Origin of the sequence: Vibrio sp. EA2, assembly GCF_033042495.1 — a bacterium.
Classification (GTDB): Bacteria; Pseudomonadota; Gammaproteobacteria; order Enterobacterales; family Vibrionaceae; genus Vibrio.
Genome location: NZ_JAWLID010000001.1, coordinates 71,914 through 98,738 on the forward strand (window position 1 = coordinate 71,914; position 26,825 = coordinate 98,738).

Consider the following 26,825-nt stretch of genomic DNA (forward strand, 5'->3'; position numbering starts at 1 on the left):
TCTCGTTCGGAGCTGATACCAAGAGGTTTTTATCTAGATTATCTAGCTGTAAAAATCTTACTGGTTGATTTTATGTGCTAAAAAGAACAGTGAATCTAAGATGGCCTGTATATTGCTGTGTTTTCTTTACGCATATTTGTCTTAAGTCTATTGAATGACTTGGAAAACTTATGCAAAGAGACTGAACAAATATCGAGTAAGAAGAACTAGAACTGTTATTAACCAGCGCAGCAGATTTCGTCCCGACTAACAACGAAGTCTGCTGAGTTGCCATGGAAGAAATGTACTACCAATCTGGATGAGGAAATAGTCAGATCATTGCGTTGGGAAATCGCTTAGAGCAAGGTAGAGATTGAAGTAACTCGTTATTCTTATTACTTAATCTATTGCCTGACCAACAACGATTTTAACTAACAAGAATGATTAAAGGCTTGTTCCGGTTGGTATATGACTAGGAAAGAGTTAATGATCACTGCTGAAGCTGTTATCAATCTAAAAGCACTTAGTGATAACTACGATGTACTTAAAAAGAAATGCGCTGATAAATCTGTTGTCGCTGTTATCAAAGGTGACGCATACGGGCATAATGCAGTAAAAACCGCAAAAACGCTCACGCAAGCCGACATGTTTGCTGTATCTCGTATCGAAGAAGCGTTAGAGCTCAGAAGTGAAGGCATTCAACAGCCAATACTTCTTCTTGAAGGCTGTTTTTGTAAAGCGGATCTAGAAACCGCTTCTCGCGAAGGTTTTCACACTGCGATTCATTGTAAAGAGCAGTTGGAAGATCTTAAACAGGCTGATATCACTAAACCTCTTACCGTCTGGCTTAAACTGGATACTGGGATGCACCGTTTGGGCGTCCATCCTTGCGAACTCAGCGACTATGTTCGACAAATTGAAGCGACGAATAAACTTGCCGGTCCAGTTGGGTTTATGAGCCACTTTAGCTGTGCTGACGACTTATCTTCTCCTGCGACACAAAAGCAGATCGAGCTGTTTCGGTCGCAAACCTCCAATTACCCTGGGCCTAAAACTTTGGCAAACTCGGCAGGAATACTGTACTGGTCCGACTCTCACTTAGATTACATGAGAGCAGGTATTGCGCTCTATGGTATCTGTCCAAATGAAAATGAAACGGGGCGGGATCATGGATTGCGCTGTGCGATGACGCTGAACTCAAAGCTCATTGCGATTCGTAAACATAGCGCAAACCAACCTGTTGGCTATGGGGAAAGCTGGACCTCAGACCGCGATACCTATATTGGTGTTGTTGCGATGGGGTACGGGGATGGCTATCCGCGAAATGCTCCTGAAGGTACGCCTGTATACATCAACGGACGAATGGTTCCTATCGCTGGTCGTGTCTCTATGGATATGCTTACTGTGGATCTCGGGCCTGATGCGAGTGATGCTGTCGGAGATAATGTCGAGTTTTGGGGTGACAATTTACCGATTGAAAACGTTGCGAAACATATCGGTACCATTCCATATGAGCTCGTTATCAAATTAACCAAACGAGTTCGTAAAACGTACGTCGAAGTTTAATAGTGAACAGCGCTGTTTGGTACGAGCCTATGGCTATGTACAGGGCTTAGTTTGAGATTATTACTTCGCATCGTCATTAGAGTGGGTTGAACGATGGTCAGCTCGAATGTTATCGACGGAGTCCTGATAAAAGGATGAGGTGCTATACATCAGCTGTTTCACGATCTGCTCTTTGTCCGACTCACTGATCAGACGTTGTCTAACAAACTTCTCGAGGTGTGCTTTTTGAACCGTATTCAGCATGTGATGTAGCCATTTCCTATGGGCTGTGGCCGTAATCACCGGGTAAGCTTTATCCAGCTTATTTGCACTGTCTGCGCTTTGCTTACGCCAAGACTCCCAAACCTGCAGAACTTGTTGCTTCAACGCGGGTTCCACGGGGTAGTCGTTTAGCAGCGATTTAAGCTCGATAAGCGTTAAATCGGATGTCAGCAATCGAGACCATGCGAGCTCGTATTGAGTGGATACATCGGATGTTGGCTTATGTGACCATTTATCAAGCGCGCGTCTCAGCCATCGCTGATGAGTAGTTTGAGTGGCTGGATGTTGATATTTATGTCGAGCCGCATCCATTTGTTGCTCAAAAAACTCTCTGTGCTTTTGATAACTTTCCATTGAGATCAAGCCCTGATCATAAAGTAAGTAGAGGTATTCACTCTCGATACTCAACCCTTCCATAATGAGTTTCTTATACAAACTTTCTGTGTCCACTTCAGTGGTATAGAGATGACGCAAGTTGCGTTTTTCTTCATCCACATGTGATTTAAGTGATTGCATGATTTCATCAGGAGCACCGCTGTCGGCTAACGGTGTTTTAGCCAGATGTGCTAACACTTTCTCACTGGCTTTCATCGCCGATAACATAAGCTCTTTCTTTGTAATCTTCTCTTCAATGCTGGTTTCATCCAGTTTTAACCGACTTGCAAGAGGTGACAAGGTCAGCCCTTGAATCAAAATGGTAAAGAACACCGCACCCATTGCAACGGCCAACATGGTTTCTCGTTCTTCGATAGCAAATAATGAGGTGTCTGTAATTAGCAATATTGAAAGTGCCAGCGTTACTGCGCCTCTTAATCCTCCCCATAAGCATATGTGTTGGTATGAGCGAGGAAGAGAGTAGGACAGGCGGCGAAGTCGACCGAAAAATGGCAATATCCAATACACAAAGCCTGCTCTCGATGCAAGCATGCTGATGATCACCAGCAGAGTGTTTAACCAGTGCGACGCGATCAGTTCCAAGTTTAGCCACAACCCCACCAGTATAAAAATCATGGCTTTAGCGAGATCGGATAAGTAGGTCCAGAAGCTATTTAGATACTGATTGGACTCATTACTTATCGGCAATGGTGTATTTTTTGCCAAGACCAAACCGCAAATAGTCAAAGCGACAATACTGCTGGCATGGATAAATTGTTCAACACCGACAAAGCATCCAATTGCCGTGATAAGACTAATGCTTATTTCGATATAAGGATCGTCGGGCAGTGCTTTCATCAACCACAGAAGTAAATGTCCGGTAATGTAGCCGCAAAGTGCACCGACTAGAAAGACCCAAGCAAATTGCCATAGCCCAGTTAGTACCATTGCTGACGGGGTTAAGTTCATGGCGAAAATCAGCACCGCTATTTTATATGCGGCAATCACGGTCGCATCATTAAACAAACTTTCTCCCTCTACAATCGTGATGAGATCTTTCGGCGCGCCGGATTCCTTGAAAATGGCAATCGTAGCGCTAGGGTCGGTGGCACTTAGAATAATCCCAAGTATTAGAGCTGTCTGAGGTGATAAAATACCAATGAAAACAAGCGTCGCCGTTATGACTAACGTTGAGAACATGACGCCGGGAATGGCCATTATCATAATCGCGGCCCAGTTGGCGGTGAATTTAGCGAAATCAAATTTATAGGCGGCCTCAAACACCAATAAGGGTAAGAAGACAAATAAGATGGTCTTCTCTGCAATATCGGGTTCGTAAAAGATACTGATGCCAGCTGGCAATTCTGGAAGTAGGGTCAGGCAAACGCCAGAAATGACCAGAACAATGGGGAAGGGGACGCGCAACGCCTTTGCCAAAAGGGACGACGCCACAGATACTGTAATTAACAGTACGATACCTAAGATCGATGATATGAAAATGTCAGGAACATTCATACTTACTGGACGTCTTATTGGTTGCGCTAAGCCTATGAATTAATAATGGTTCATCTTTGGCTAAGATTCCTGATTAATTTGAAAAGTACCCAATGTTCCTAATCGGTTTATCATTTCAGAGAGGGGATTTACTTTCTGCAGTTATTTACTTTTTACAACTAATGACGGCCGCAATAATTAACCCCATCCCTATTCCGGCAATCAGACAGCCAACAAACGCGAGCGCTGAATGCTGAATAAAGACCATTCCGACCCCCAAGCCAAGTAGTGTTCCGCCACCAATCGCCCAGTTACTTTTATCTTTTGGGTTTGCTTGATTGTTCATTTTACAACTCCTTCAAGGCTGTATCTGTGACTAACTATAGCTAAGGATTGAGTGATAGCGATATTTAAGCTTTCAACTTAGAGTTTTCCATCCAACAAGACAAATAAACCCCTGTTACCAAAGAGTGAAAAAGAACCATGAAATACGCCTTCTAATTGAAGTTAACTTAGAGATATAGGCTAGAATTAGAGTAAAAGAACTTATCTTCCAAGGTATGAGAGTACCTTGTCTAGAGCTGTTGGCTTACTTACAGAATCGAGGCTTAGACTGGTCATCGTAGTAAGTATAAGGATCCGATATGTTTGAGGTTTTTACCCATCTCGCTGACTGGATGACTTACCAGCTTTTTTCTTTACAACCAGAGACTAAATTCGCGGATGCGATACACTTCTTTATTGAAGATGTCAGTAAAATCTTAGTGCTGCTGGTCGTTATGATTTATGTGATCGCTCTTTTTAGAGCATCATTAAATGTTGAAAAAGTACGGCATTATCTAGCAGGAAAAAAAAGACTGTTTGGCTATCTGGCGGGGAGTTTTTTTGGCGCGATCACTCCGTTTTGCTCCTGTTCAAGCATTCCGATATTTTTGGGGTTTACCTCTGCTGGCATCCCAATTGGTATCACTATGGCCTTCTTGATTACCTCTCCCTTGATTAACGAAATCGCGGTGTTGTTGCTATTCAGTTTACTTGGCTGGAAGTTCACCGTTATGTACGTTGTGATAGGGATGCTGATAGGGATAGTGAGCGGTTGGCTCCTCGATGTGATCGGCGCACAGCGTTGGTTGCAGCCACTGGCATCAAAGGCGATGCGCAACGCTAAAAATCTTCAACAGAGTCATGGCGCGCAAAATAACAATCAGAGCACAGGGATAACGCTGTCAGAGCGACACACCTTTGCCAAACAAGAGATGCTCGAGATCGTAGGCCGTGTTTGGAAGTGGGTGTTTATTGGAGTTGGTATTGGAGCGGGCTTGCACGGCTTTGTTCCTGATGGTTGGATAGAAACACATTTAGGGTCGGGTCAGTGGTGGTCGGTTCCAGCATCGGTAGTTATTGGCATACCTCTCTATTCGAATGCGACTGGTGTGATCCCTGTGATGGAAAGCTTAATTCAAAACGGGCTGCCAATTGGTACAACATTGGCGTTTTGTATGAGTACCGTCGCGGCCAGTGTCCCAGAATTTGTGATGCTAAAGCAAGTCATGCAGTGGCGGCTTCTTGGTATGCTTTTCGGCATGTTATTACTAGCGTTTACGTTGATGGGATGGATATTTAATTTACCAGTGTGGCAATTTTAGGAGACGAACATGAAAGTATTTAAAGTCCTGGGTTCCGGCTGCGCGAAATGCGTTAATACAGCGAACTTGATTGAAAAAGTCGCGGCGGAGCAAGGCGTTGATGTTGAAGTGGAGAAAGTCACAGATATGGAAGCCATCATGAACTACGGCGTGATGTCTACACCGGCCGTGGTGATGGATGAAGAGGTGGTGCATTCTGGTAGCATTCCTCAAGCAGATAAAGTTCAGTCCTGGGTCACTTCCTGAGGGTAAAAAAGTGCCGATGAAATCATCGGCACTTTGGGTTTATCGCTACAGACCTAGCCAGACTGACGATAGTTAGTTCCACACTTGTTCGGCGATTTCTACAACGTGTTTTAGTTTGTTCCATTGGTCTTCTTCCGTAAGGATATTGCCTTCCTCTGTAGAAGCGAAACCACATTGTGGACTTAAACGCAGTTGTTCGAGTGGAATAAATTGAGTTGCTGCTTTTATGCGTGACTGAATGTACTCACTTGGCTCCAGCTCAGGCGATTTGGAAGTCACCAACCCTAATACGATAAACAAATCTTTCCTTGTAACGTGTTTAAGTGGTTCAAACCCACCAGAACGTTCGTCATCAAACTCCAGAAACAGGCCGTCGACATTTAGCTTGCCGAAAATCGTTTCCGCGGCAGCGTCATAACCACCAGAACCAAAGTAGGTAGACTGAAAGTTGCCGCGACAGATGTGCATGGTAATCAGCATATCTTCAGGCTTGTTCTTGATGGACTCATTTAAAAGATTTGCAAAAATATCAAGCAGTTCTTCGGTTTCATACCCCAGTGCTTTGATCCCTTCAACTCCGTCTTCTGAGAAGAAAGATGCCCATGCGGTATCGTCGAGTTGAAGGTAGCGACACCCTTTATCGTAAAAGGCTTGGATCGCATCTTGATATGCGTTGATTAAGTCTTTGATAAAGAGTTCGCTGTTTGTCTCGTTATAGTAGCCCGCTACATTTTTAGCGCGCAGGAACAGCATGTTCGGACTTGGGATGGTTTGCTTGGCAATGTGCTCTTTCGGATCCAGCAGCGAGTTGAGAAATTCAAAATCTGCAAGGAATGGGTGATCGTCAGAAAAGCTTACCTTATCGATAACCCTGATACTGTGAGTTTTAGGTTTGGTGCCTTTAAAATTTAGTGGTGTTTCCGGCGTATAACCTTCAACGCCATTCAATCCTTCTAAAAAGTCAAAATGCCACCAAGCGCGAGAGTATTCACCATCGGTGATCGCTTTAAGACCCGCTTGCTTCTGGCTCTCTACGTGTTTACGGGTTTCTTCTCTTTGTACTTCAATGAGCTGCTCTGCGGTGATTTCGTTATTCTGTTTTTGTAAGCGAGCTTTTTTCAGTGGTTCACTGCGTAGTAAGCTGCCGACTTGATCGGCATAAAATGGCGTAGTGATCGGGTTAATATAGCTTTGAACTGACATCTGGTTACCTCAAGATTCACACAAGACATGAGCATGTCTAGATGTTCGAATATTCGCTCTAACATCCCTTGAGCTCAATTGCAGTTTCATCATGTTGTATATGAAATTATTTCAAGTTGCTGGTGTATTGTGCTGAGAGGGTAGTGAGATACCATCTTATTGAAGAGTGATAACTTTTGAGGTTTATACTAACTGGCTTATAGTGGAATATGGTTGCCAGAGACAACCATATATACGTTCGTCGATAGTTGTTTCTGTTGCGGTAGGACTAGTTAAAACGGTCAACAGAGAAAAGAGATAAGTTGAACTTAGCAGGGTTATCAACGGCCATATCCGCAACAACTTCTCCGATCACGCTGGCGAATTTAAATCCATGCCCAGAAAATCCAGAAACGAGCACGATATTGTCATTACGTGGATGCTTATCGATAATGAAGTTTTCATCGGGCGTTCGGGTATACATGCAGGTTTTACCGAATTTCAGTGATTCGACGTTAGGCATGTGTTTATCAAGCAGTTGTTGCAGGTCTGCAGCATCGGTTTTGCTATCAAAAGGCGTGATGTCTGCATTAGGATCTTGGTCTTCGCCTAAATCATGGCGGCCTATTTTTAATCCTGCACCATCAATACTTGGGAACCCGTAGTAGATGCCCTCTGGCGTCACAAAGGAAAAGGCAGGGAAAGTCCCTTCACCGTAAAGTCCCTCTGGTGCGTTATACCAGGCAAAGGTTTTGCGTATAGGGCTGATAGGGAGCTTTATGTCTAGCATATCCAGCAGGTCGTTTGACCATGCACCAACGGAGACGACCAATTTCTTACCCTGAAATGTATTGCCGTTTGCTGTAACGCTGACTCCCTCATCAAGGCGTTCAATGCCAGATACCTTATGGTGTGTAAGCAGTGTTGCGCCGTGAGCAAGGGCGAGATCACGGTATGCCTGAATGCAATCTTCCACTCTAAGCACACCCGATGTCGACTCAAAACAACCGATATACTCAGGTGGCAGGTTAAGGCCTTCGAAGCGTTGGTTAGCCTCATCAGCAGGTAAAATTTCGAGCGGGAGCTGATATTTTTCTGCACTGGCGATAAGCATAGAGATAAAAGGTGAGCGTTCGTCACCAATGTTAAGCACACCCGTTTTGAGGAATAAAGATTTGCCTGTTAGCTGTTCTAACTCTCCCCACAGTTGTTGTGCTCGGAGCGCCAATGGTACGTATTCTTCACCTTCTCCGTAAGCATGGCGGATAATGCGAGTTTCACCATGGTGACTGGCGTGAGAATGGGGTGGATCAAAAGCATCAAGAAGTAGTACTTTTTTCCCTTGTTTAGCTAGAAAGTAGCCTGTGGACATACCCATCGATCCTGCACCGACAACAATCACATCGTACTGCATCATTACTCCGTTAACGTTATGTAAAGCTGTTGGGACTCTATCATATTTCCATTGATTGAAAAGACAGTATTAACATGAATGTCAACGTCGATAGCCCTTGACTTCTGGTGCCTGAATCGTTGACGATTTATCAATAGCCAAAACAATACATCGATTCCCAGGAAGCAATATGAACAACTTCACCTACTTCAACCCAACTAAAATCCACTTTGGCAAAGGTCAAATCTCAACGATTACTGAAGAGTTGCCACCTGGTAGCAAAATTCTGGTTACTTATGGTGGCGGCAGCATCAAAAGTAACGGCGTATATGAGCAAGTTATGGCTGCTCTCGATGGATACACGGTATTTGAGTTTGGTGGAATCGAACCCAACCCACATTACGAGACCTTAGTTAAAGCAGTCGAAATCGCTAAGGAGCAAAATATTGATGTCATTCTTGCTGTTGGTGGCGGTTCCGTTATTGATGGTAGTAAGTTTATTAGTGCTGCTGCCTGTTATGAAGGGGATTACTGGGACGTTATCGCGACGGGGGGAAGCTGTGTCGAAAGCGCCTTAACGTTAGGCTGTGTGCTGACGTTGCCTGCGACAGGCTCTGAAATGAACCGAAACGGCGTGATTACCCGAGCAGAAACTCAGGATAAGCTGTCGTTTGGCTCTGAGCATGTTCGTCCAGCCTTCTCTATCCTTGATCCAGAAACCACCTATTCTCTACCAGCACGACAAATTGCAAATGGTGCTGTCGATAGCTTTGTGCATATTTTGGAGCAATATCTGACTTACCCGGTGAATGCCAAAGTGTCAGATCGCTTTGCCGAAAGCCTGTTACTTAATGTATTGGAAGATGGCCCGTTGGCGCTTGAAACCCCCAATGATTACGAAGTACGCGCAAACCTGATGTGGACTGCGACGATAGCACTTAATGGCACATTGAAGTGTGGCGTTCCAACTGACTGGGCAACGCATGGCATTGGTCATGAGCTGACCGCGCTTTATGGATTGGATCATGCGCAGACATTAGCGATCGTTCTTCCTGCAATGTGGAAATACAAAAAAGAACAAAAACGTGGCAAATTGCTGCAATACGCCCAACGTGTCTTCAACATCACCTCAGGCACAGAAGACGAGCAAATTGATGCAGCAATTCAAAAAACAGAAGAATTCTTTACTTTAATGGGCAATCCAACCACGCTTTCCGCTTATGGTTTGGGTGAGAAAGACATACCTGCTGTGAAAGAAAAGCTGACTCAACACGGCATGCTGACGATGGGTGAGCACAAAGATATCACTCCAGAGGACGCTGTGGAGATATTAAAGCTCGCTCTGTAATTGCTTATTTAATGTGCTAGGTATAACAACTTAACCTAAGTTCAGGTCACTCAGTACTTCCTTAGACTTTCTAAGGAGGTACTCTCACTCCAGACACTTTCCTCCCAGGATTTGATTTGAACTTTCAAAATCACTCACCGATCATCCTTGAGCGTTACTCTAAAATGCTAAAGTAAAAAACTCTGTTTCTCTGCTTGTTTGGCCTGAATTATGCTTAATTTACTCTATTTATTAGCTGTTTTCTTTCTCCCCGAATGTGATCCAGCGTCCAGATTCTTTTTGTTGAAATTTTGTTGTCTAGAGGATAGAAAATGCTTGTTGTACCGAGAGTAACAAAATCAGGGCGTATATAAGCTTTTTATTTATAAAATTATAATTTATAGATAAAACAATGGATTATTGGTTTTTGGGGAGGTTTTTTATAAGGGCTGTCACACGGTAAAGGGTGAAGTAAGCCTTGATGTTCCGGAAAGGAGTAGGCAGTACGCCTTTATTTTCATCCTTGAGTAAAGCTTCAAAGGGTGAGGGGCTCCTCGAGATAGCACTTATAATTTTTACTATTGAATCCGCTTACGATGAATCGAAAACTAAACAATCAGCAACAGGTAAGTGGAGCGAGTAGGAGAAAAAACATGAGTGGCTTACAGGAAATACAATCAGCTGGTGCAAATGTCATTCTGCATGCTTTTGATTGGAAGTATGCTGATATTGCCCGACGTGCGAAAGAGATCCATGAGCTAGGCTATGGTTCTGTTCTGGTCTCTCCACCAATGAAAAGTGCTAACGATGAACGCTGGTGGCAGCGTTATCAGCCGCAAGATTACCGTGTTATCGATAATGCTCTCGGTAACACTCAAGACTTTATCCATATGGTTCAGGCGCTGGAAAAGTTTGGCGTGTTCGTATATGCAGACGTTGTATTCAACCATATGGCGAATGAAGCGCATATGCGCCAAGATCTACAGTATCCAAGTCAAAAGATTTTAGAGGAATACCAGCAGAACCCAGAGAAGTACAAGAATCTCAAGCTGTTTGGGAATTTATCTGAGCCGCTTTTTACCGAACAGGACTTTGCTAAAGCGTTTGGTATCAAAAACTGGAAAGATAAATGGCAAGTACAAAATGGCCGAATTACTGGTGGGCCGGCCGATCCTGGTTTGCCGACGCTAAAAGTGTGTGATCATGTTGTTGAGCAGCAGCGAGCCTATTTAAAAGCACTGAAAAAGATTGGTGTAAAAGGGTTTCGCATTGATGCGGCCAAACATATGACTCTTGAGCATCTTAAGCTCGTTTGGACCGATGACATTACCCGAGATGTGCACATTTTCGGCGAGATCATCACCGACGGTGGGGCGACAGTTGAAGAGTATCAGATTTTTCTGGAACCATATTTACAAGAAACACGTTTAGGGGCCTATGACTTCCCGTTGTTTACCACCATATTTAAAGCGTTTTCTAAAACAGGCAGCTTTAAGTCGTTGATCGACCCGTATTGTTTTGGTCAGGCACTGTCTCCGGGAAGAGCCATCACGTTTGTTGTGACGCACGACATTCCAAATAATGATGTATTCCTCGACTTGGTTATGGACGAAGAAGACGAATGGCTGGCGTACGCGTATATATTGGGCCGAGATGGCGGCGTTCCTTTGATTTACACAGACTTAGACACGAGTGGTATTAAAGGCACAAATGGTAAACCAAGATGGAAAGGGGCATGGTGTGATCCTAGGATGGCAACCATGATTAAGTTCCATAATGCGGTTCATGGTCAACCTATGACGGTCCTGGAAGGCAATGACGACATGTTGGTGTTAGAACGTGGGGACAAGGGGATAGTGATCCTTAATAAATCGTCTCGTCCACAATCTTTGTCGCTTGCAACAGAGGGAAACTGGTTAGATATGATGACCGGGATATCTATCCCATCCAACGAGGAGATCAAAGTACCCGCTAAATCCTCCATGCTACTTTTGGCTCAGTTGTAGTCACTTTCGCTTGTTTAACGTCGAATTATCAAGGCGTTAAACAAGCTTATTACGCTGTGTAATCACCCGGTAGAAGAATATGTTTACTGAGTGAGTTAACTATTTTTGTCTAAATAGGTTGTACTTGTTTCCGGTATTGATTGGGCGACATATTCGTATGCGCTCGGAAGAATCTGGAAAAAACCGACTGAGAAGAGAAGCGGGTCAGTTCACTGATCTCGTTCATACTTTTATTGGTTTCCGTGAGAAGCTTGACGGCTTTATCTAAGCGAACCTTATTAAAAATATCGGTAAAACAGGTGTTTTCTACGGTTAACTTTTTATTGAGTGTCCAACGGCTCATCTTTAATGTGTCGCAAACATAGTCCAAAATTTTTTGGTCACAAAACAGCTGTTGTTCAGAGACTAAAGTGCTCACAATGTCTTCAACAATAAATGAAAATTTACTTTGATTAATATCATTGTTTATCTTATTTAAATTTTTCTTTTGCAGATTATAAAGGTTTTCGTTAAAAAATTTATTTTTTTGATGAATTTTAGGGGACTTTACAATAAAGTAATTTTCGTTTTGACCAAACAAACATTTCGTAACGAGCTTTTCATTTACGGTATGATGCGGAATCAGACTCGTATGAGTTAAACCTATCTCGTATTTTCCATCAGAAATATACTGGCTAATAATATCGCGAATAAAGACAAAGTTTGATAACGCGCTGGATATCATTTTATTCGGTCCAGTATCCGTATACTTTATCTTCATGGTATCTTTGTCTACTTCTACTTCACACTGATCACAGCTTCCGACGACCGAGCGGTACTGAATAAAGCTATTAATGGCAGATTTTGCAGAAAACTCGTTGATACATAGACTAAACAGCTCTGGAAATAGTGAGTACATCCCCTCTAATCCAGAGTCTTTAAAGAATCGGCTTTGGTATGGCATAAATGCTTCAAGTAGAGCGTAATGAGCAGATGAAGAGATCCTGCCATTTTTTTTATTAAGTTCATATCTGTTAATACCACAACTCTGTATGACTTTATCTTTATCATGGCCTAATACAGATAGCTGTTGAAGCATTGCAGATGTTAATACATTAGATACACTGCCATTCATTATTCGTCCTTTTATTTATATTATAAATGAACAAAACCTAACCATTAACTAAACATGTTATATCCCTTCTGTGATTTTTCCTTAATGAAAAAATGAATTAGTGATCTCCGGCTGAAAATATATTTTACTCCGTGAAAAAATAGGAATCGAGATCATATTTTTATTCGTATAGTGATATTTAACTCAACAGTGTTGATGTCAATTGAACAAGAAAAGCCCGAAATGAATTCGGGCTTTTCTTCAGTAGGTGTGATTTATTCCGTAATGGTTATAAAATCTTCTTTAGCAATACCGTCCTCCAGTGCGAGTGCGCCCGGCGTTGTTTTACTTACAACGATTTCACTGCCCACAGTAAATTGTACTGATGGTGCTTCGGTACCAGTCACATCTGAAGACGGTGCGACATATACGGTGTAAGCGCCTTGTTCAACAATCCATTGGTCATTTTCTGCATCAAAACTAGCAAGTATTTTAGCCGGAATATCAAATGTCAGCGTTTCTGATTCACCAGCATCCAATAGGCCTGTTTTATCAAATGCTTTTAGCTCAATGGTTGGTTTTTTCAGCTTGACTTCAGGTGCTGTCACATAAACTTGAGCCGCTTCTTTACCTGCAACACTACCGGTATTGGTAATTGTGGCGCTGATGGTAATAGAGCCTTCAGCTCCGCCTTTCGCCAACGTATTGGTGACAATAGTTGGGTTGCTGTACTCGAAGTTAGTGTAGGACAGGCCGTGACCAAATGGGTATGCCGGAGCCTTATCAAACGAAGAGTAATAGCGGTAGCCGACGTAGATACCTTCGTTATATTCCGATGTATCTGCTAAACCGTCATCATCGGTATCAGCACCCGGGAAGTTTCCTTCTGATGGAACTTCTGATGGAACATCTGCGTAGTTTACTGGCATAGTTTGCGCAAGTTTACCACTTGGGTTAACGGCACCTGACAGTATATCAGCGACGGCATTACCCGTTTCCTGTCCACCCATGTAGGCAAGAACGATAGAGTCCACTTTTTCTGCCCATTCTGTGGTATCAACAACGCCATTCACGTTAAGTACGACAGTGACAGGTTTTTCTTGAGCGTGGAACGCAGCCGAGACGGCATCAATCATTTCCAGTTCTTCATCTGCAAGGAGGTAATCACCTCGAGTTGGAGTTCGGTCACCGCCTTCACCAGCCTGGCGGCCAATGGTTATGACAGCCGCATCATCACTCTCTGCTGCTGCGGCAATTAAATCTTGTAGTGCCGGTGTTGCCGAAACCGAAGGTTCTTCAATGACAAAACCAGACGCGAATAAAGCGGGATTAGGTACCTTGTTGGTATCCCAATAATCGCTAAAGAACGATACTAAACCATCATTGATGTCAAATTGTTCAGCCAATCCGCTAGCAATGTTCTGAATGTAGGCGGCATTAACATCACCACTACCTGTTCCACCTTTAAAGGTATTTATTTGTGTCGTACCAAATGACGCCACTTTACTTCCTGATGCAAGTGGAAGGGCTGAATCGGTATTTTTAAGCAGAATCATACCCTCTGCAGCCGCTTGTCTTGCCAATTCAGCGTGAGCGTCTAGATCCGGTGCATCGGAGTAGTTGTAATTATTGTAAGAAGGGGTTTTCTGAACTTGAGCGAGAATAGCCACAACGCTGTTATCGATTTGTTCTAGTGTTAGCGTACCGTTGTTATACGAGTTAAGAAGATCCGTTTTTACACCGCCTGGTTCAATCAAATCGTTGCCAGCTTTAACTTGCTTCGCGGCTGATTCTACATCTCGTCCGCCCTCAACTTGGCTGCTGAAATCAGTGGCTAGCCCAGCCACGTTACCTGCAAACCAGTCTGACATTGCCAAGCCTTTAAAGCCCCACTCTCCTCTAAGGATATCAGTCATCAGATCTTTACGTTGGTTCGCGTATGTGCCATTAACTAAGTTGTATGAGCTCATGAGCGCCCACGGCTGCGCATCTTCTACTGCGATCTGGAAGCCTCTCAGATAAATTTCACGCAGGGTTCGTGGGTCGGCAACGGTGTTATTGAAAAATCGGTTTGTTTCCGCATTGTTCGCTACATAGTGTTTGATTGTCGCACCAATATTATTGGATTGAAGACCATTTACCATTGCCGCCGCAATTTTACCCGATAAAATCGGGTCTTCAGAATAGTACTCAAAGTTACGTCCCAGTAATGGGTTACGTTGGATGTTCATCCCTGGCGCTAACAAAAAGTCGACACCATATTCTTTTACTTCATTACCTTCCGCTTGACCAACTTCTTGAACCAGTTCGGTATCCCATGTCGAAGCGAGCAAAGAGCCAATTGGCCACGCGGTTGCGTAATAGGTGTTGCTGTCACCTTCACGTTCTGGTTGGATTCGCAAGCCTGCTGGGCCGTCAGCAAGTTTCACTGCCGGAATATCCAATTTCTTGTTTTTAACACCGTTGATGTAGCCTGCTACACCTGTGACATCTTTTTCAGGATCCAGATTGATCGCGTCCTGACCTTGATAAGTAGTTAAATCCATACCCGGACCGGATAGGATATCCAGTTTTTCACTCAGACTCAGTTTTTTCAGCATCGACTCAGCTTTCTTCGTGTACTTGATGCCACTGTCCTGAATTTGTAGGTTGTCTTTATCGTTTGCAGCCGTTGCCGTGCCCGCTAAGCCCAGCGCGACAGCAACGGTGATTAATTTCGGTAGAGTTTTAAAGTCAGACATAGACTAGGGTTTCCTTATTGTTATTTGAGGTTTCTTACCTAATGAACCTAAGAACTGCGTTGTAAGATGGTTCTGACAAATGACTTTAAAGATTTAAGCGCGTTGACACTTTGCATTTCGGAGAAATATTTTGCATTTTGGAGAAGTGTTGAGGAATGTGATGTTTATGCCAATTTAGATTGTTAGCAACTGTGTCTTACGTTAAGTGTGTTTTCCACAGCGATAAGTTGGCAGCGGCAAGGGGAGGGGAGAAATGACAGCGTTTAGCCTTTATTGACCGAGGTGTCGGAGAGTTTCATGCCGAGTTCTGTAATTGTGAGAAAACTTGATTGATCTGATGAGACAGATCAATCTTAACCATTATTTCACCCCACAGTCATATCTGTTCACCTACACTTATTGTTGAATCGGCAGGCACAAGGAGACGGCTATGATTGCAGTTCATCGAGACTATTGTTTATCCAGACGCCCGGATTTACACGCGCATATAGAAGTAAACCCAGTCGGTAAATTAAAAGTCGAAATCGTCGAACTTCATGAGTGTCACTCGACCGCGTTTGACGATTTGTCTTTTGAAAGCCGTGGCAACGAGACGCGAATCTGCGGTAAAGACAACGCGGCTCCTTGGCAGTTTAAGCTTGCGGTTTCCGACGCTAGAGAGCTTTCTCATTTAGTTGAGGAAGCGAGTGAAGAATATGAGACTTTAATGAATGATCTTATGTAATTTGCTCTATTAGTAAGCGTGTAGTGGTATTCTAAATATTTAAAACCTCCCTGTAGTAGGGAGGTTTTTTTCATTAACCTTTTAATTTATTTGGGTTCTTCTTTTGGTAAATGTAGCTCGTGAACGTTCTCGCCATCAAAGCTCTCCGCGTACTCTTTTGGTGGTGGTGTCCAACCGCGTTCTGAACGGGAAAGGTTATCGTGGCGGTCTCTCGCCATTTCCTCCGCCATTTTCTCTTCTAACTGAATAAACAGCAGGCGATAGTTGTTATCAAAACGTTTTCCTTCCGAGTCGTCTTCCCAGGCTTTGTAAAGTAGTTCTGATTTACGTTCCTCGACGCGTTTGTACGTCAATGTTGAGAAGGGTGAGCAAAGAGAATCAGTACTTTTTTATTTATCATAGGAATCCTTGCTGGTAACTCAGTTATGTGAGGCACAGCTACCTGTCTGATATAGGAATCAATTACGTTGTGCATAGTTACAAAATCTAACGCAAAAAATGAAACCTAGCTAGTTTCAAAATCGGTCCAAATAAACCCTAATCTCACCCCAAAAGCGGCTGTATTCTTCGGTAAAAAACAGAACCTAATTAGATACAAGCTTAAGTGTCAATTCATTAGCTTATCCAAAGATTTCACTTACATAAATCAGTAATAAATCTCCAATTAAAACGTCATACGTTAACGCCACTATACTCGAGCTTTTAATCTAATTCTTGAGGAAACAATGAAGATGTCGACAAAATTAGCCCTTACAACTGCTATTGCCGTTGCGTTGGTTGGATGTGGAGGTTCAAGCGATGACCACACGGAAATGGTGAAGATTGACTTACGATTGATGGAAACAACGGATTTACACGGCAACATGATGCCTTATAACTACTTCAGCAATACGGGACAACAGGATTATGGTTTTGCTCGTACAGCGCCTGTCATTCGTCAAGTTCGTGAAGAAGTTACCAATAGCATGTTGTTTGATAATGGCGACCTAATTCAAGGAAGTCCAATGGCAGATTACATGGCGAACTTGGGTGTCGACTACATAGCTCAGAACCGTCATGCTGTGTATAAAGCTATGAATTTGCTGGATTATGATGCTGCAAACATTGGTAATCATGAGTTTAACTACGGCTTAGAATATTTAAACGCCGCCATTCAGGGAGCTAACTTTCCTTATGTTGTTGCAAACGTATTCAAATACGATGAAACGTTAGTAACTCCCGATAGTTTTGATTCTCAATCTTGTGAACCAAGAATTGATGCAGAATTTTTACAACAGGCTGAACCTGCATTTGAACCATATCGAATACTTGACCGAGATTTTATTGCGGATGACGGTAAGACTTATTCGGTGAAAGTTGGTGTGATTGGTTTTACTCCACCCAATATCATAAGCTGGGATAAAAAACATCTGGAGTGTGAAGTTTTAGTCTCAGATATTAAGACGACGGCGGCCTACTACGTTGAGAAAATGAAACAAGATGGAGCAGATGTCATCGTCGCGATATCACATACAGGTCTTACTGGCGGCGATACAGATGTTCCATTTATGGACAATGCGACGTGGCAAATTGCCAATATTGATGGTATCGATGCAGTTATGTTCGGCCACGACCACAACAATTTCCCAACCACAAGTAACAGCTACGATGGCATGGAAGGCGTAGATGCACCCGCGGGCAAAATATTTGGCAAGCCTGCGGTGATGCCGGGTTATTGGGGCAATCACGTGGGTGTGATTGATTTGGTTCTGGAAACGAAGGATGAAGGCCAGTCTTGGTCGGTGAACCACGAATCAAGCCGCACAGAATTACGTTCTTTGTTTGAAGATAAAAGTATTGTAGCAAGTGATGTTGTGCAGGCAGTTCAGGACGATCACGATGGTACGGTTGAATTCATGCAGACACCAATTCTTCAAATTGAACAAAAAGTTAACAGCTTTTTCTCGGCGATAGAGCCAGATTTATCTGTTCAGATTGTGAATGAAGCACAGTTTAACTGGGGTAAAAAAATTACCACAGACGGCACATTGGAGATGGAAACCGGAGGGATTCTACTGTCGGTATCTGCTCCTTTTAAAGGAGGTCGTGGTGGTGCGCTTGATTACACGAACATTGATGGCACTGAGTTGACTAACGCTAGCGTGGCAGATTTATATGTTTTTGATAACAACACGCCAGCGGTTCTAAAACTGACCGTTGCTGATGTGAAAGAATGGCTAGAAACCATCGCTTCGCAGCAATATCAAACGGTTGCCAACGATGGTGATTACCTATTACACCAAATGTTCCGCAGTTACAATTTCGACGTGTTCTATGGTGGCTGGGACGCAGAAGGTAATTCGGTTGCTCTGAATTACACTATCGACGTTAGCCAGCCGCCTCGTTATCTGGTTGATAACAACGGTGAGTTAATTAATGGTCCAGATAACCTGCCACAATTAAATCCAGAGGGAGATTTCCGCCGCATTAGCGATATCTCATATGGCGGTGAAGTACTGGCCGATAGTCAAGTGGTATACGTCGTTACCAATAACTATCGAGCGTCAAACAATTGGATTCCAGGTGTGGATAACGCAGAATTGGTCTATGAGGATGGTGCTTACTCTAATCGTGAATTGGTTGATCAATATTTGAACGAGTTAGCTGAGTCTTATCCGGAAGAAGTGCCGTTACACCGATTTGAAAATGCACAAAACTTCTCTCTAATTGGTTTAGCAGCAGGAATTAAAGTGAAGTTCTTATCATCACCAGAAGGTGAAGGTTTTGCCCAAGACTTGCAAGCTATCACCTTCACTGATGAAGTCGGTGATGTTGGTGATAATACCGGCTTCAGAGTGTACACCTTCACCTTTAATTAAGGCTGAGTCTTTATTTTAACGTCGATACTAAAAAGCCGATAGTCATTCACTATCGGCTTTTGCTTTATATGGGATGTCGTATCTGATTGACAGAAGCTTAATCGTGAATTGGCACAACCAAAATATCGACCGGAGACTTATTAATTAAGTGTCTTGAGTAGGAGATAAGTTTGCTCCACAGGTCTTGATGGTGGCCACAAATCAACAGATCGACTTCTTGTTCTTTGATGGTTGTCTCTAGCTTGTCTGCCAAGTCACCGGTACCCACAAAGAAGTGCTTCAGTGGATAGTCCATGTATTCACTGAACGTTTTCAAACACTCCATAGAGTGCTCATTCAACGGCCTTTGATCTGGATTTTCTTTGATATCCACGAGCTCTCGATAGATTTCACCATGTGTACCATCTACATGGATAAAAGAGATATCGGAGTCGAGGTAGTTTGCCATTTCTACTGCTCTATCAATCAGCACTGTGCTTTCATCAGCAAGCTCCAGTGCGACAAGGATATGTTTGTATTTCATAACCACGCCCTTAAGTGGATTATATTCACTCTAAGCATAGTATGGCTTGACAAAAAATTGTGTCGACAAGATCGCGAAACCAGCTAAAGATGTAAATAAACCTCAATAAAAGTAATAAGTTGGCGTGCTCTGGCTGTGTTGATTGGTCACTCATTAATTTAAAGGGTCGTGACTTTATGAGGGGGTAAATGAGAATCTCGATGATTCTGACATATTGACGGGAGTTATGGCGAAAACACTTTAAACTGTATTAAGACTGAGACGGAAGAGGATATTTGTGATTGTGTTTTATTCACCAATAATTAACGCTTGAGACCTGGTTTGGTCATGTGCCAGTTATTGTGTAAACATTCAACAAGTTCTGATTTGACGAAATAAAGCGATGCATGCAGGTCAATTGATGTTTTTATAAAATCGCAATGATAATAGAGTTAAGTTTTTAATTTATTGAATTTAATTGCATTTTTTACAATTCAGATTAATGATTGAAATGTCAGAAAAATAAGATGGACTGAAAATTTTTCCAAGCTGGATTTTCTATTTTTAATTTGACTTATCACCCATCGTTCTGTTGAGTCATTGTTATATTTATAGCTATTGTGAGCTATGCCAAAGTTCCGTTTATACAATATATAAGTCAAGATGATTGAACTAGTATAACGATATGCTTTACTTTGGTTTATACGTCTGCTGTTTCGTCATTTTGAATTGTCTGAAGCTATTTATCTTTTTATAGCTCGGTTGCGTTCTATTTATAATGGCTTGAAAGACGTGAACAATTTAATACTCACTAAAATGGTTACAGTCTGATGAATCTAGTTAAACCTACCGTTGCAATCATAGCAGTTGCGCTTCAGTTTATGTCTTCAGCTTATGCACGGGCAGATCAAAACAGTGGTGAAGAGTTACAAGACATGTCGGACCCGCTTGCTGTCTATACACAAGCTGGTTTTGGTATTACCGATAAAGGTCTCAACATCAAAGTTGGCCAAACTTACCAGTCTAGTCAGCCTGGTACGATGGCAATGAATATCTTTGAAATGAAAGGTGTCGGTGGTGAGTTATTGGGTATCCGTGATAATGATGATCCTATGTATCGCAATGTTGACGATAGCATCGACTCTTTCCGCTTACGTAACTTCCAGGTAGAAGTTGCAAAAGGTCTTGGCCGTCAACTTGATATGAACTACGACGTTGATAATGACAAGTTGGATGTCTCTTATAGTTTCATAAAAGCGTTACCCAAATTGGGACCATTACAAGTTTTCCCTCTAGCGGGGGCAGGCGTTACGATAGCAAATGATTACAGTGGCGATGACCAAGGGTATGAAATCCCGGGGACATTCACTGTTCTTGGTATGTACGCAAAAGTTGAACTAACAGATAAAATCTGGATTAACTATAACCCAATGTATATGCACACGTTGTCTGGCTCGAGCGATTACAAATCAGAGTACTATGCTGGCGATGACAATATCTTAGCGCATGAGTTTGCCTTGTCTTATCAGCTCAACCCACGTACTAATATTCGCTACTTTGCAAACTGGAATGAACACGTTAATTTTGGCGATGGTGATCATCGCATCGAATTTAACTACCAATTCTAATCTTAAATGGCTGATTTTAAACGGTCAGCATCGGACTATTTTTTACACTGGCAATTTTGAAGGGCATGCAGTACCAACGCATGTCCTTTTTACCAATCAGGTAAGGCTCTGGAGTGTAAAAGTAAATCAGGGCTGCCGATTCAATACTTTCTTCGCGCTCTACTTCATTGAGACCTATGCTTTGTAGCAACGGCAGTGGTTTTCAATCACCTATATCGGTTCACTGTGGCATAGGTTCTATCTAAAAATAATAGGTTTTGTTATGAAAAATCTTTTAAAAATCGTCGTGGCCGGCTCGTTATTAACATGCGCTACGGCTCAAGCAGCAGGTTTGTACTTATACGAAACGAACACTACTGACATTGGTCTTGCCTCCGCAGGGATGGCGGCTAGGGCGCATGATGCGTCTGTTATGGCAGCAAACCCAGCGGGCCTGGCGAACGTATCAGGTCAGTCCTTCTCTGGGCATTTAATCAGCCTTTATGGGGATGCAGAGTTGGATACTATCTCGGGCGATGCAGGTAATGTTGTTGGTTTTGTGCCAATGGGCTCTGCATTTTATAGTCAGCAGTTAAACGATAAGTGGACCCTAGGTATTGGTTTATACGGTAACTACGGACTTGGACTGGGATACGAAGGGCTAGTGGATAATACCGTCGCAAAATTAGATATCCCCACTGCGATTACTCAAGCGGTGACTATTCAACCTACCGCATCTTACCGAATTAATGACCAATGGTCGGTGGGTGCGGGACTTGGCGTTCAGTATGGTAAATATCAAGTGGAAGCGAACGCTAGCTCGGCAAATAATAATTTCTCATTTGAAGATGATGATACCGATGTGCAGGTGAATGGCCGCATCGGTGTGTTATACGAGCTAGTTCCAGGCACACGCTTTGGCTTATCTTACTCAAGTGAAACGGAGTTTGAATTTGACGGCACCAACTCTGTGGCACCGCAGCAGGTGGTATTCAGTATCTATCAGAAGGTAAATGATAACTTCGCCTGGATGGGTAACGTGAACTGGCAAGACTGGAGCGAGTACAAAACCACATTGAACGTCGATACTCAGGATACTTATCAGGTCGCTTTTGGTACTCAGTATCAGGTAAACAACAAAGTGATGTGGAATGCTGGCGTGGCGTACGATAGCAGCATGTATGAAGACCAGTCTAAAGGGGACATTACGGTTCCAACCGGTGATTCATTCCGACTAGGTACTGGCGTTGATTACAAGTGGGACGAGAAAAACACAGTAAGTGTAGCGTTTGAAACAGTGATCATTGACTCGTCGGAATCGACGTTGGCCAATGGTACTAAACTGGCTGGATATAAAGATCCTGCGTTGTATTTCCTAAGCATCGGCTACAGCTGGAAGAGTCGATAGAAGTTGCGGAACTTGGCGTATCGATAGCACTTAATTAGGATAATAAGATGAAATATAAAATTGCAGTGGTGTGTGCAGCATTATTAGTGACGAGTATGCCTCATGCAGCCGAAACCAGTCGCGTAAAAGAAAACAAAAACAAGTTGGCCGACGATCCAACCAAAGTCATTTCTAAGGTGGGCGTCTCTTTCGCGAATAACTACGATTTTGATGACTCAAATGTCTCGTTTTCCGCTTCGATCGCATTTGATCAAGCTCGTAAGCTGAATGCACGTCTTAATGAAGACGCCAGTGAATGGCGTATCGGTGGTTCATGGCTGTTTCCTATCGGTATCGTTAATTTCAACTTCGGTAAGAACGAGTATACGAATGGTGCGAATCAAACTAACTACAGTGTCGGTACGTTCATGCCGTTGAGTTATTTTGGTCTTGAACCTTTAGGCTTCCAGATCTTCCCTATGGCGGGCTATACCTATAACGAAGGTGACGCTCCAGTGTGTGACGGTCAAGTCGATAGTAAATGTTCTGACCCGGACTTTGTTGGGACGCCTAGTGCGGAGAATGGATTTAATATGATGACTTCGTCAGGAAGCAGTGGCTATGTAGGGGCTTTTGCACTGAAATCGTTGACTAAAGAGCTGACATTGATGAGTTTCGCTGCGGGTACATACGGTTCAAAAAATAGTGAAGGGGAAAACTATAAAGGTGCCTTTGGTGGCCTCGGCTTGGGTTACTTGGTCAATAAACGTCATTCGTTTAATGCAATGACGTTTATCATGAACAACAATACTTACCTAGACGAAGCTGACAAGCGGGTTTTGGTCTCTTATCAGTATCAATTTGAATAAACAACCTGATAAGGGTAATCAAAGTTAATCAGTATTATTGTATTGCCCGTACTCAGATAACTAAAAACGCAGCCACTGAGCTGCGTTTTTAGTTATCTGGTTGGATAGGCTGAAGCTGCGACGAATTAATTGCTCTCTTTCTTTTCTTCCATCGATTTTTGATATTGATGTTTTAAGATATACATTCGTTTAACGTCTCGATAACCACCATTAATAAAGTACTCTTCCACTAGATGGCCTTCTTCGATAAAGCCACACTTTTTGTATAAATGAATAGCGATTTTATTTTCTACCGCGACCAGCAGATAAATTTTGCGTAGATTAAGGATTGAAAAAGAATAATCTAAGGCACGGTTTATCATCTCCATCGCATAACCAAGGCCTTGGTGCTCAGGAGCTATGATTATCTGAAATTCTGCACTTCTGTGGATGTAGTTGATCTCGATAAGTTCAACTAAACCGATAACAATACCGTCAGTATCCTCTACGACGAAACGTCTTTCTGCATCATCATGAATGTGCTTACGGTAGAGTTCTTCGAGTTCATCATAAGATTCGTAAGGCTCTTCAAACCAGTAGGCCATGATATTGCGGTTGTTATTTAGTTCGTGAATAAAACGAAGGTCAGATCGTTCCAATGCACGCATTTTAAGGCCTTTCGTCATGATGTTTCTCCGGTGAGAGCAAGTGTTGTTTCTGTCCTTATGTCTGAAGATAGTAACGTATTACGCAGAATTTACTTACTTGTTTTTTTCATGATCAGGTGACGTTTATCCGCTTGAAAAAAGTGAGGTAAGCCGGTGAGATAAAACAAAAAAATTAATCTTTACGACAAAAAACCTGATTAGGTAAATAAGGTCATTTCATTTTAAATACCTCGCAATGACTCATTGTCTAAATCTGCATAAAAGGTGTTGAATATGTTTTCAATCGGTGACGAAGTAGTAGCAACTAAAGGTGTTGACCTAGGAAAAATGGTCGTTACAGGCGTGAGCGGCGGTGGTGCCTACACTCACGTAAAAGTGGAAGGTGCGGCTTTGACTTACCCAACTAAAGACCTTCAGAAAGCATAATTAAATCTACTTATTCTGCCGGTGTCTGTAAGTTTCAGGTAACGGTGGGAGTAGGGATAAAGGTAGCGTTTTAGGTCGCTACCTTTTTTTATTTTGGATTTCCTGGTTGATTTCAACGCGGTTTCTGCCCGTTTCTTTCGCTTTGTATAACGCTAAATCCGCTCTTTTAATCAGTGGCTCAAACGAATTATCCATACCGGACACTTGAGTAACACCAATACTGGCAGTAATCGACATCTCAAAACCCGAGTGTTTCATAACCGTACTCTCTAGGGCGTTGCGAATGGTTTCTAATGTCTCTAGCGCTTCTTGCGATGAGCGCCGTCTAAGCACAATCGCAAACTCTTCGCCTCCAACTCGTGCGAGCAGATCGTAGTCGAATAGAAGATCTTTTATGATATTCACAACATGAACCAGTGATTTATCGCCAGCGTCGTGTCCATAGTTGTCATTCAATTTTTTAAAGTGATCTAAATCCAGAATGGCGACGTGGAACTTTATCCCCTTAGAACGATACTCTGAAAGGCGGTATTCGATCTCACGCATGAACTCTCTGCGATTTGGTATGCCCGTTAGGTCATCCGTTTTCGCAAGGTGCTCCATTTTCATCACCTGAATATGCAGAGCGATGTTTAAGGCAATCCAGTTTGCGATACATTGAAGTTGTGAGGCTTGTTCTTTGGTGTAAAAGTGAGCTTGGCTATGAGCGACATTAAGTGTGCCTAAGCAAGCCTTACCATGCATCAAAGGCGCATCCATACATGTTCCCATCCCGTTAGAGGACAGCATGACGCAATCAAGTTCATCTGACTGGCTGACATCGTCACAAATCATCAGTTGTTGAGTTTTGAATACTCGCCCGACGAAAGCTTGATCTATCGGCACGAGAAAATCAGTGGGGATCGCTTTATTTCCTGAAAAAGAGTAGACCTTCAAGAAGTCACTATTTTCATACAAAGTAATACTTGCACGATCAGATTCGAAGATGCGGTTTATCCACTCTGCGACGGTATCAAGTACCTGTTGTAAGGTTTGTGACTGAGCCAAAAAGTGAACAAAGCCGATCGGCAAACATATTGGCCTTTCCATGTTTTGCGTCGATAGGTCACTTGGGGCAAAGGTTCTTTCAAGTCTCAATTGCCGTCTCCTCAGGCATTCCCTTTGTTTAAACAATAAGTAACGCATGGATATTTTCAACAAAAATATCCATGCAGAAAACAGTGCGATTAATTTGTAGCCGATTCTATACTAATGATTAGGCAAAGTGAGAACTACATCACTTAGTCCGGTGATAGAAATTAATAACCCTAAAGATGTATACAGTAGGAGTTGAGTGACTGTAAATACTACTAAGAAGGTAGAAGGAGACGATGGCTTGGGTAGTTTAGTGTAAAAGTGCCCTTATTAGATAGGAAGGGCACGGTGACGTCATTGCTAAATGTTTCGGTATTTATACAAAATAAGCTGGCTAATTTGCGCGATGAGTTGCTCTCTTGCCTGCAGAGACAGCTCGGTCTCTGCAACATAGATGCTAATATAAACGGGCTTGTGGTTCTCTTTCCAGATGATGGCATTGAAACCGAGAGAACCGTTTCCACCGGAACCTGAGCGATCCGCGATAGACCAGCCTGCAGGTAAAACCGAACGCATGAGTGCGTCAGACACTTTACTGTCTTGCATCCATATCTTTAATTGAATGCGAGATTCATAAGCGAGCGCATCACCATCGATGAGTGTCTCAAGAGTTTTTACGATAGCGTTAGGTGTTGTCGTATCATGCTTGTCACTAGGTACGGCTTCGTTGACGCCAGGCTCATTTCTGTCAAGTCTCGTGGCTTTATCGCCAATAGTTCGCAGGAAAAGCGTGACCGATTTAGGACCACCTATTTCATCTAAAACCAGATTCGTTGCCGTGTTATCGTTCATCAACATCGCGGCTTCACAGGCGTGCTCAATACGAACATTCTGGCCAGCCAGTTTGTCCATAATTGGAGACCACACCACCATGTTGCGTTCTTCTACTGTCGCCGTCGCATTTTTTTTGAGAATACCTGTGTCCATCTCTTTTAACATGGTCGCACAAGCCAGGGTCTTAAAGGTTCCGACCATAGGAAATCGCTCGTCACCACGATAGGCCCAATGTTTGTCTGTCTGAGTATCCCAAACGGAGATCCCTATGCGACCAGTGATCTGTTGTTCTAGAAGAGAAATATCTTCGTGTAATTTAGAGGCGTGACTTAACGGGGAGCCGACCATTAGTGCAATCAAAAAAAGTAACTTTTTCATGGGTGATTATCTTAATTTATTTTTCTGGCTCGCATTGAGGTGAAATCAATACAGACTATAGCGATGGAGTGCGCTATGGACTGTTAAATCCCTGTTGGTTTTCTGTAGAATTCTGCTCAAATAGAGCGTTTTACGATGCTTTACGGTCATTGACGTTGCTTTACGTAAGTTGCACTAAACTAGAATTGTCGTCAGTGGTGGAGTAGTAGA

21 protein-coding genes and 1 pseudogene are annotated in these 26,825 nt (G+C 42.9%); 11 read left to right on the top strand and 11 right to left on the bottom strand.

Annotation, left to right across the window (positions count from 1 at the left end; translation table 11 throughout):
• The first annotated feature begins 465 nt into the window (after positions 1-465).
• On the top strand, positions 466-1,545 hold the full coding sequence (gene alr / locus RXX31_RS00335) for an alanine racemase (protein WP_317587117.1): 1,080 nt from the start codon (positions 466-468) through the stop codon (positions 1,543-1,545).
• Positions 1,546-1,605: 60 nt separating this feature from the next.
• Here alr and RXX31_RS00340 read toward each other — a convergent pair whose 3' ends face one another.
• Positions 1,606-3,696 (bottom strand): sodium:proton antiporter, encoded by a 2,091-nt coding sequence (locus RXX31_RS00340; RefSeq protein ID WP_317587118.1) that lies wholly within the window; start codon positions 3,694-3,696, stop codon positions 1,606-1,608.
• A 145-nt stretch (positions 3,697-3,841) separates the two neighbouring features.
• Complete coding sequence (locus RXX31_RS00345; RefSeq protein WP_317587119.1) at positions 3,842-4,021, bottom strand: hypothetical protein; 180 nt, start codon at positions 4,019-4,021, stop codon at positions 3,842-3,844.
• Positions 4,022-4,319: 298 nt separating this feature from the next.
• Between RXX31_RS00345 and RXX31_RS00350 the strand changes: the two genes are divergently transcribed.
• Together RXX31_RS00350 and RXX31_RS00355 are read left to right on the top strand one after the other, a co-directional pair.
• The gene (locus RXX31_RS00350; protein WP_317587120.1) at positions 4,320-5,321 is read left to right on the top strand and encodes a permease; all 1,002 of its coding nucleotides are present in this window, start codon (positions 4,320-4,322) and stop codon (positions 5,319-5,321) included.
• 9 nt (positions 5,322-5,330) lie between these two features.
• Positions 5,331-5,567 carry a thioredoxin family protein gene (locus tag RXX31_RS00355; RefSeq protein WP_317587121.1) on the top strand — a complete coding sequence of 79 codons (237 nt, stop codon included), beginning with the start codon at positions 5,331-5,333 and terminating at the stop codon, positions 5,565-5,567.
• Between the two features lie 72 nt (positions 5,568-5,639).
• Here RXX31_RS00355 and RXX31_RS00360 read toward each other — a convergent pair whose 3' ends face one another.
• Together RXX31_RS00360 and solA are read right to left on the bottom strand one after the other, a co-directional pair.
• Positions 5,640-6,770 carry a 5-methyltetrahydropteroyltriglutamate--homocysteine S-methyltransferase gene (locus RXX31_RS00360; protein WP_317587122.1) on the bottom strand — a complete coding sequence of 377 codons (1,131 nt, stop codon included), beginning with the start codon at positions 6,768-6,770 and terminating at the stop codon, positions 5,640-5,642.
• 268 nt (positions 6,771-7,038) lie between these two features.
• Entirely contained in the window at positions 7,039-8,163 is a 1,125-nt protein-coding gene (gene solA / locus RXX31_RS00365) for an N-methyl-L-tryptophan oxidase (RefSeq protein WP_317587123.1), read from the bottom strand.
• Positions 8,164-8,332: 169 nt separating this feature from the next.
• On the opposite strand from solA, the gene RXX31_RS00370 reads away from it, so the two are divergent.
• Both RXX31_RS00370 and RXX31_RS00375 read left to right on the top strand, forming a co-directional pair.
• Entirely contained in the window at positions 8,333-9,490 is a 1,158-nt protein-coding gene (locus tag RXX31_RS00370) for an iron-containing alcohol dehydrogenase (protein ID WP_317587124.1), read from the top strand.
• 632 nt (positions 9,491-10,122) lie between these two features.
• A complete protein-coding gene (locus tag RXX31_RS00375) occupies positions 10,123-11,475 on the top strand; it encodes an alpha-amylase family protein (protein WP_317587125.1) in 1,353 nt (450 codons plus the stop codon).
• A gap of 109 nt (positions 11,476-11,584) precedes the next feature.
• Here the strand turns inward: RXX31_RS00375 and RXX31_RS00380 are convergent, their stop codons facing one another.
• Together RXX31_RS00380 and RXX31_RS00385 are read right to left on the bottom strand one after the other, a co-directional pair.
• Entirely contained in the window at positions 11,585-12,589 is a 1,005-nt protein-coding gene (locus RXX31_RS00380; RefSeq protein WP_317587126.1) for a helix-turn-helix transcriptional regulator, read from the bottom strand.
• A 254-nt stretch (positions 12,590-12,843) separates the two neighbouring features.
• Entirely contained in the window at positions 12,844-15,309 is a 2,466-nt protein-coding gene (locus RXX31_RS00385; protein WP_317587127.1) for a glycoside hydrolase family 3 C-terminal domain-containing protein, read from the bottom strand.
• A 430-nt stretch (positions 15,310-15,739) separates the two neighbouring features.
• Here RXX31_RS00385 and RXX31_RS00390 point away from each other — a divergent pair, with 430 nt between their 5' ends.
• A complete protein-coding gene (locus tag RXX31_RS00390; protein WP_317587128.1) occupies positions 15,740-16,033 on the top strand; it encodes a hypothetical protein in 294 nt (97 codons plus the stop codon).
• 86 nt (positions 16,034-16,119) lie between these two features.
• On the opposite strand, the pseudogene RXX31_RS00395 reads toward RXX31_RS00390, so the two are convergent.
• Positions 16,120-16,383, bottom strand: a pseudogene (locus RXX31_RS00395) (potassium transporter); the annotation flags it as partial.
• A gap of 381 nt (positions 16,384-16,764) precedes the next feature.
• Between RXX31_RS00395 and RXX31_RS00400 the strand changes: the two are divergent.
• Positions 16,765-18,891: a bifunctional 2',3'-cyclic-nucleotide 2'-phosphodiesterase/3'-nucleotidase gene (locus RXX31_RS00400; protein WP_317587129.1), complete on the top strand. Its 2,127-nt coding sequence runs from the start codon at positions 16,765-16,767 to the stop codon at positions 18,889-18,891.
• Positions 18,892-18,988: 97 nt separating this feature from the next.
• Here the strand turns inward: RXX31_RS00400 and RXX31_RS00405 are convergent, their stop codons facing one another.
• A complete protein-coding gene (locus tag RXX31_RS00405) occupies positions 18,989-19,414 on the bottom strand; it encodes a universal stress protein (protein WP_317587130.1) in 426 nt (141 codons plus the stop codon).
• A gap of 809 nt (positions 19,415-20,223) precedes the next feature.
• On the opposite strand from RXX31_RS00405, the gene RXX31_RS00410 reads away from it, so the two are divergent.
• From RXX31_RS00410 to RXX31_RS00420, 3 genes are all read left to right on the top strand, one after another.
• The gene (locus RXX31_RS00410; protein ID WP_317587131.1) at positions 20,224-21,021 is read left to right on the top strand and encodes a hypothetical protein; all 798 of its coding nucleotides are present in this window, start codon (positions 20,224-20,226) and stop codon (positions 21,019-21,021) included.
• A 262-nt stretch (positions 21,022-21,283) separates the two neighbouring features.
• Positions 21,284-22,408, top strand: coding sequence for an OmpP1/FadL family transporter (locus RXX31_RS00415; protein WP_317587132.1), 1,125 nt, complete (start codon positions 21,284-21,286; stop codon positions 22,406-22,408).
• Between the two features lie 47 nt (positions 22,409-22,455).
• Positions 22,456-23,256 (top strand): hypothetical protein, encoded by an 801-nt coding sequence (locus tag RXX31_RS00420; RefSeq protein WP_317587133.1) that lies wholly within the window; start codon positions 22,456-22,458, stop codon positions 23,254-23,256.
• Between the two features lie 125 nt (positions 23,257-23,381).
• Here the strand turns inward: RXX31_RS00420 and speG are convergent, their stop codons facing one another.
• Positions 23,382-23,921, bottom strand: a complete 540-nt coding sequence (gene speG, locus RXX31_RS00425; protein ID WP_317587134.1) for a spermidine N1-acetyltransferase — start codon at positions 23,919-23,921, stop codon at positions 23,382-23,384.
• Between the two features lie 255 nt (positions 23,922-24,176).
• On the opposite strand from speG, the gene RXX31_RS00430 reads away from it, so the two are divergent.
• On the top strand, positions 24,177-24,329 hold the full coding sequence (locus RXX31_RS00430) for a hypothetical protein (RefSeq protein WP_317587135.1): 153 nt from the start codon (positions 24,177-24,179) through the stop codon (positions 24,327-24,329).
• 78 nt (positions 24,330-24,407) lie between these two features.
• Here RXX31_RS00430 and RXX31_RS00435 read toward each other — a convergent pair whose 3' ends face one another.
• Together RXX31_RS00435 and blaCARB are read right to left on the bottom strand one after the other, a co-directional pair.
• Positions 24,408-25,466, bottom strand: a complete 1,059-nt coding sequence (locus RXX31_RS00435; protein WP_317587136.1) for a sensor domain-containing diguanylate cyclase — start codon at positions 25,464-25,466, stop codon at positions 24,408-24,410.
• 297 nt (positions 25,467-25,763) lie between these two features.
• Positions 25,764-26,615 (bottom strand): CARB/PSE/RTG family carbenicillin-hydrolyzing class A beta-lactamase, encoded by an 852-nt coding sequence (blaCARB, locus tag RXX31_RS00440; protein WP_317587137.1) that lies wholly within the window; start codon positions 26,613-26,615, stop codon positions 25,764-25,766.
• Positions 26,616-26,825: the final 210 nt, after the last annotated feature.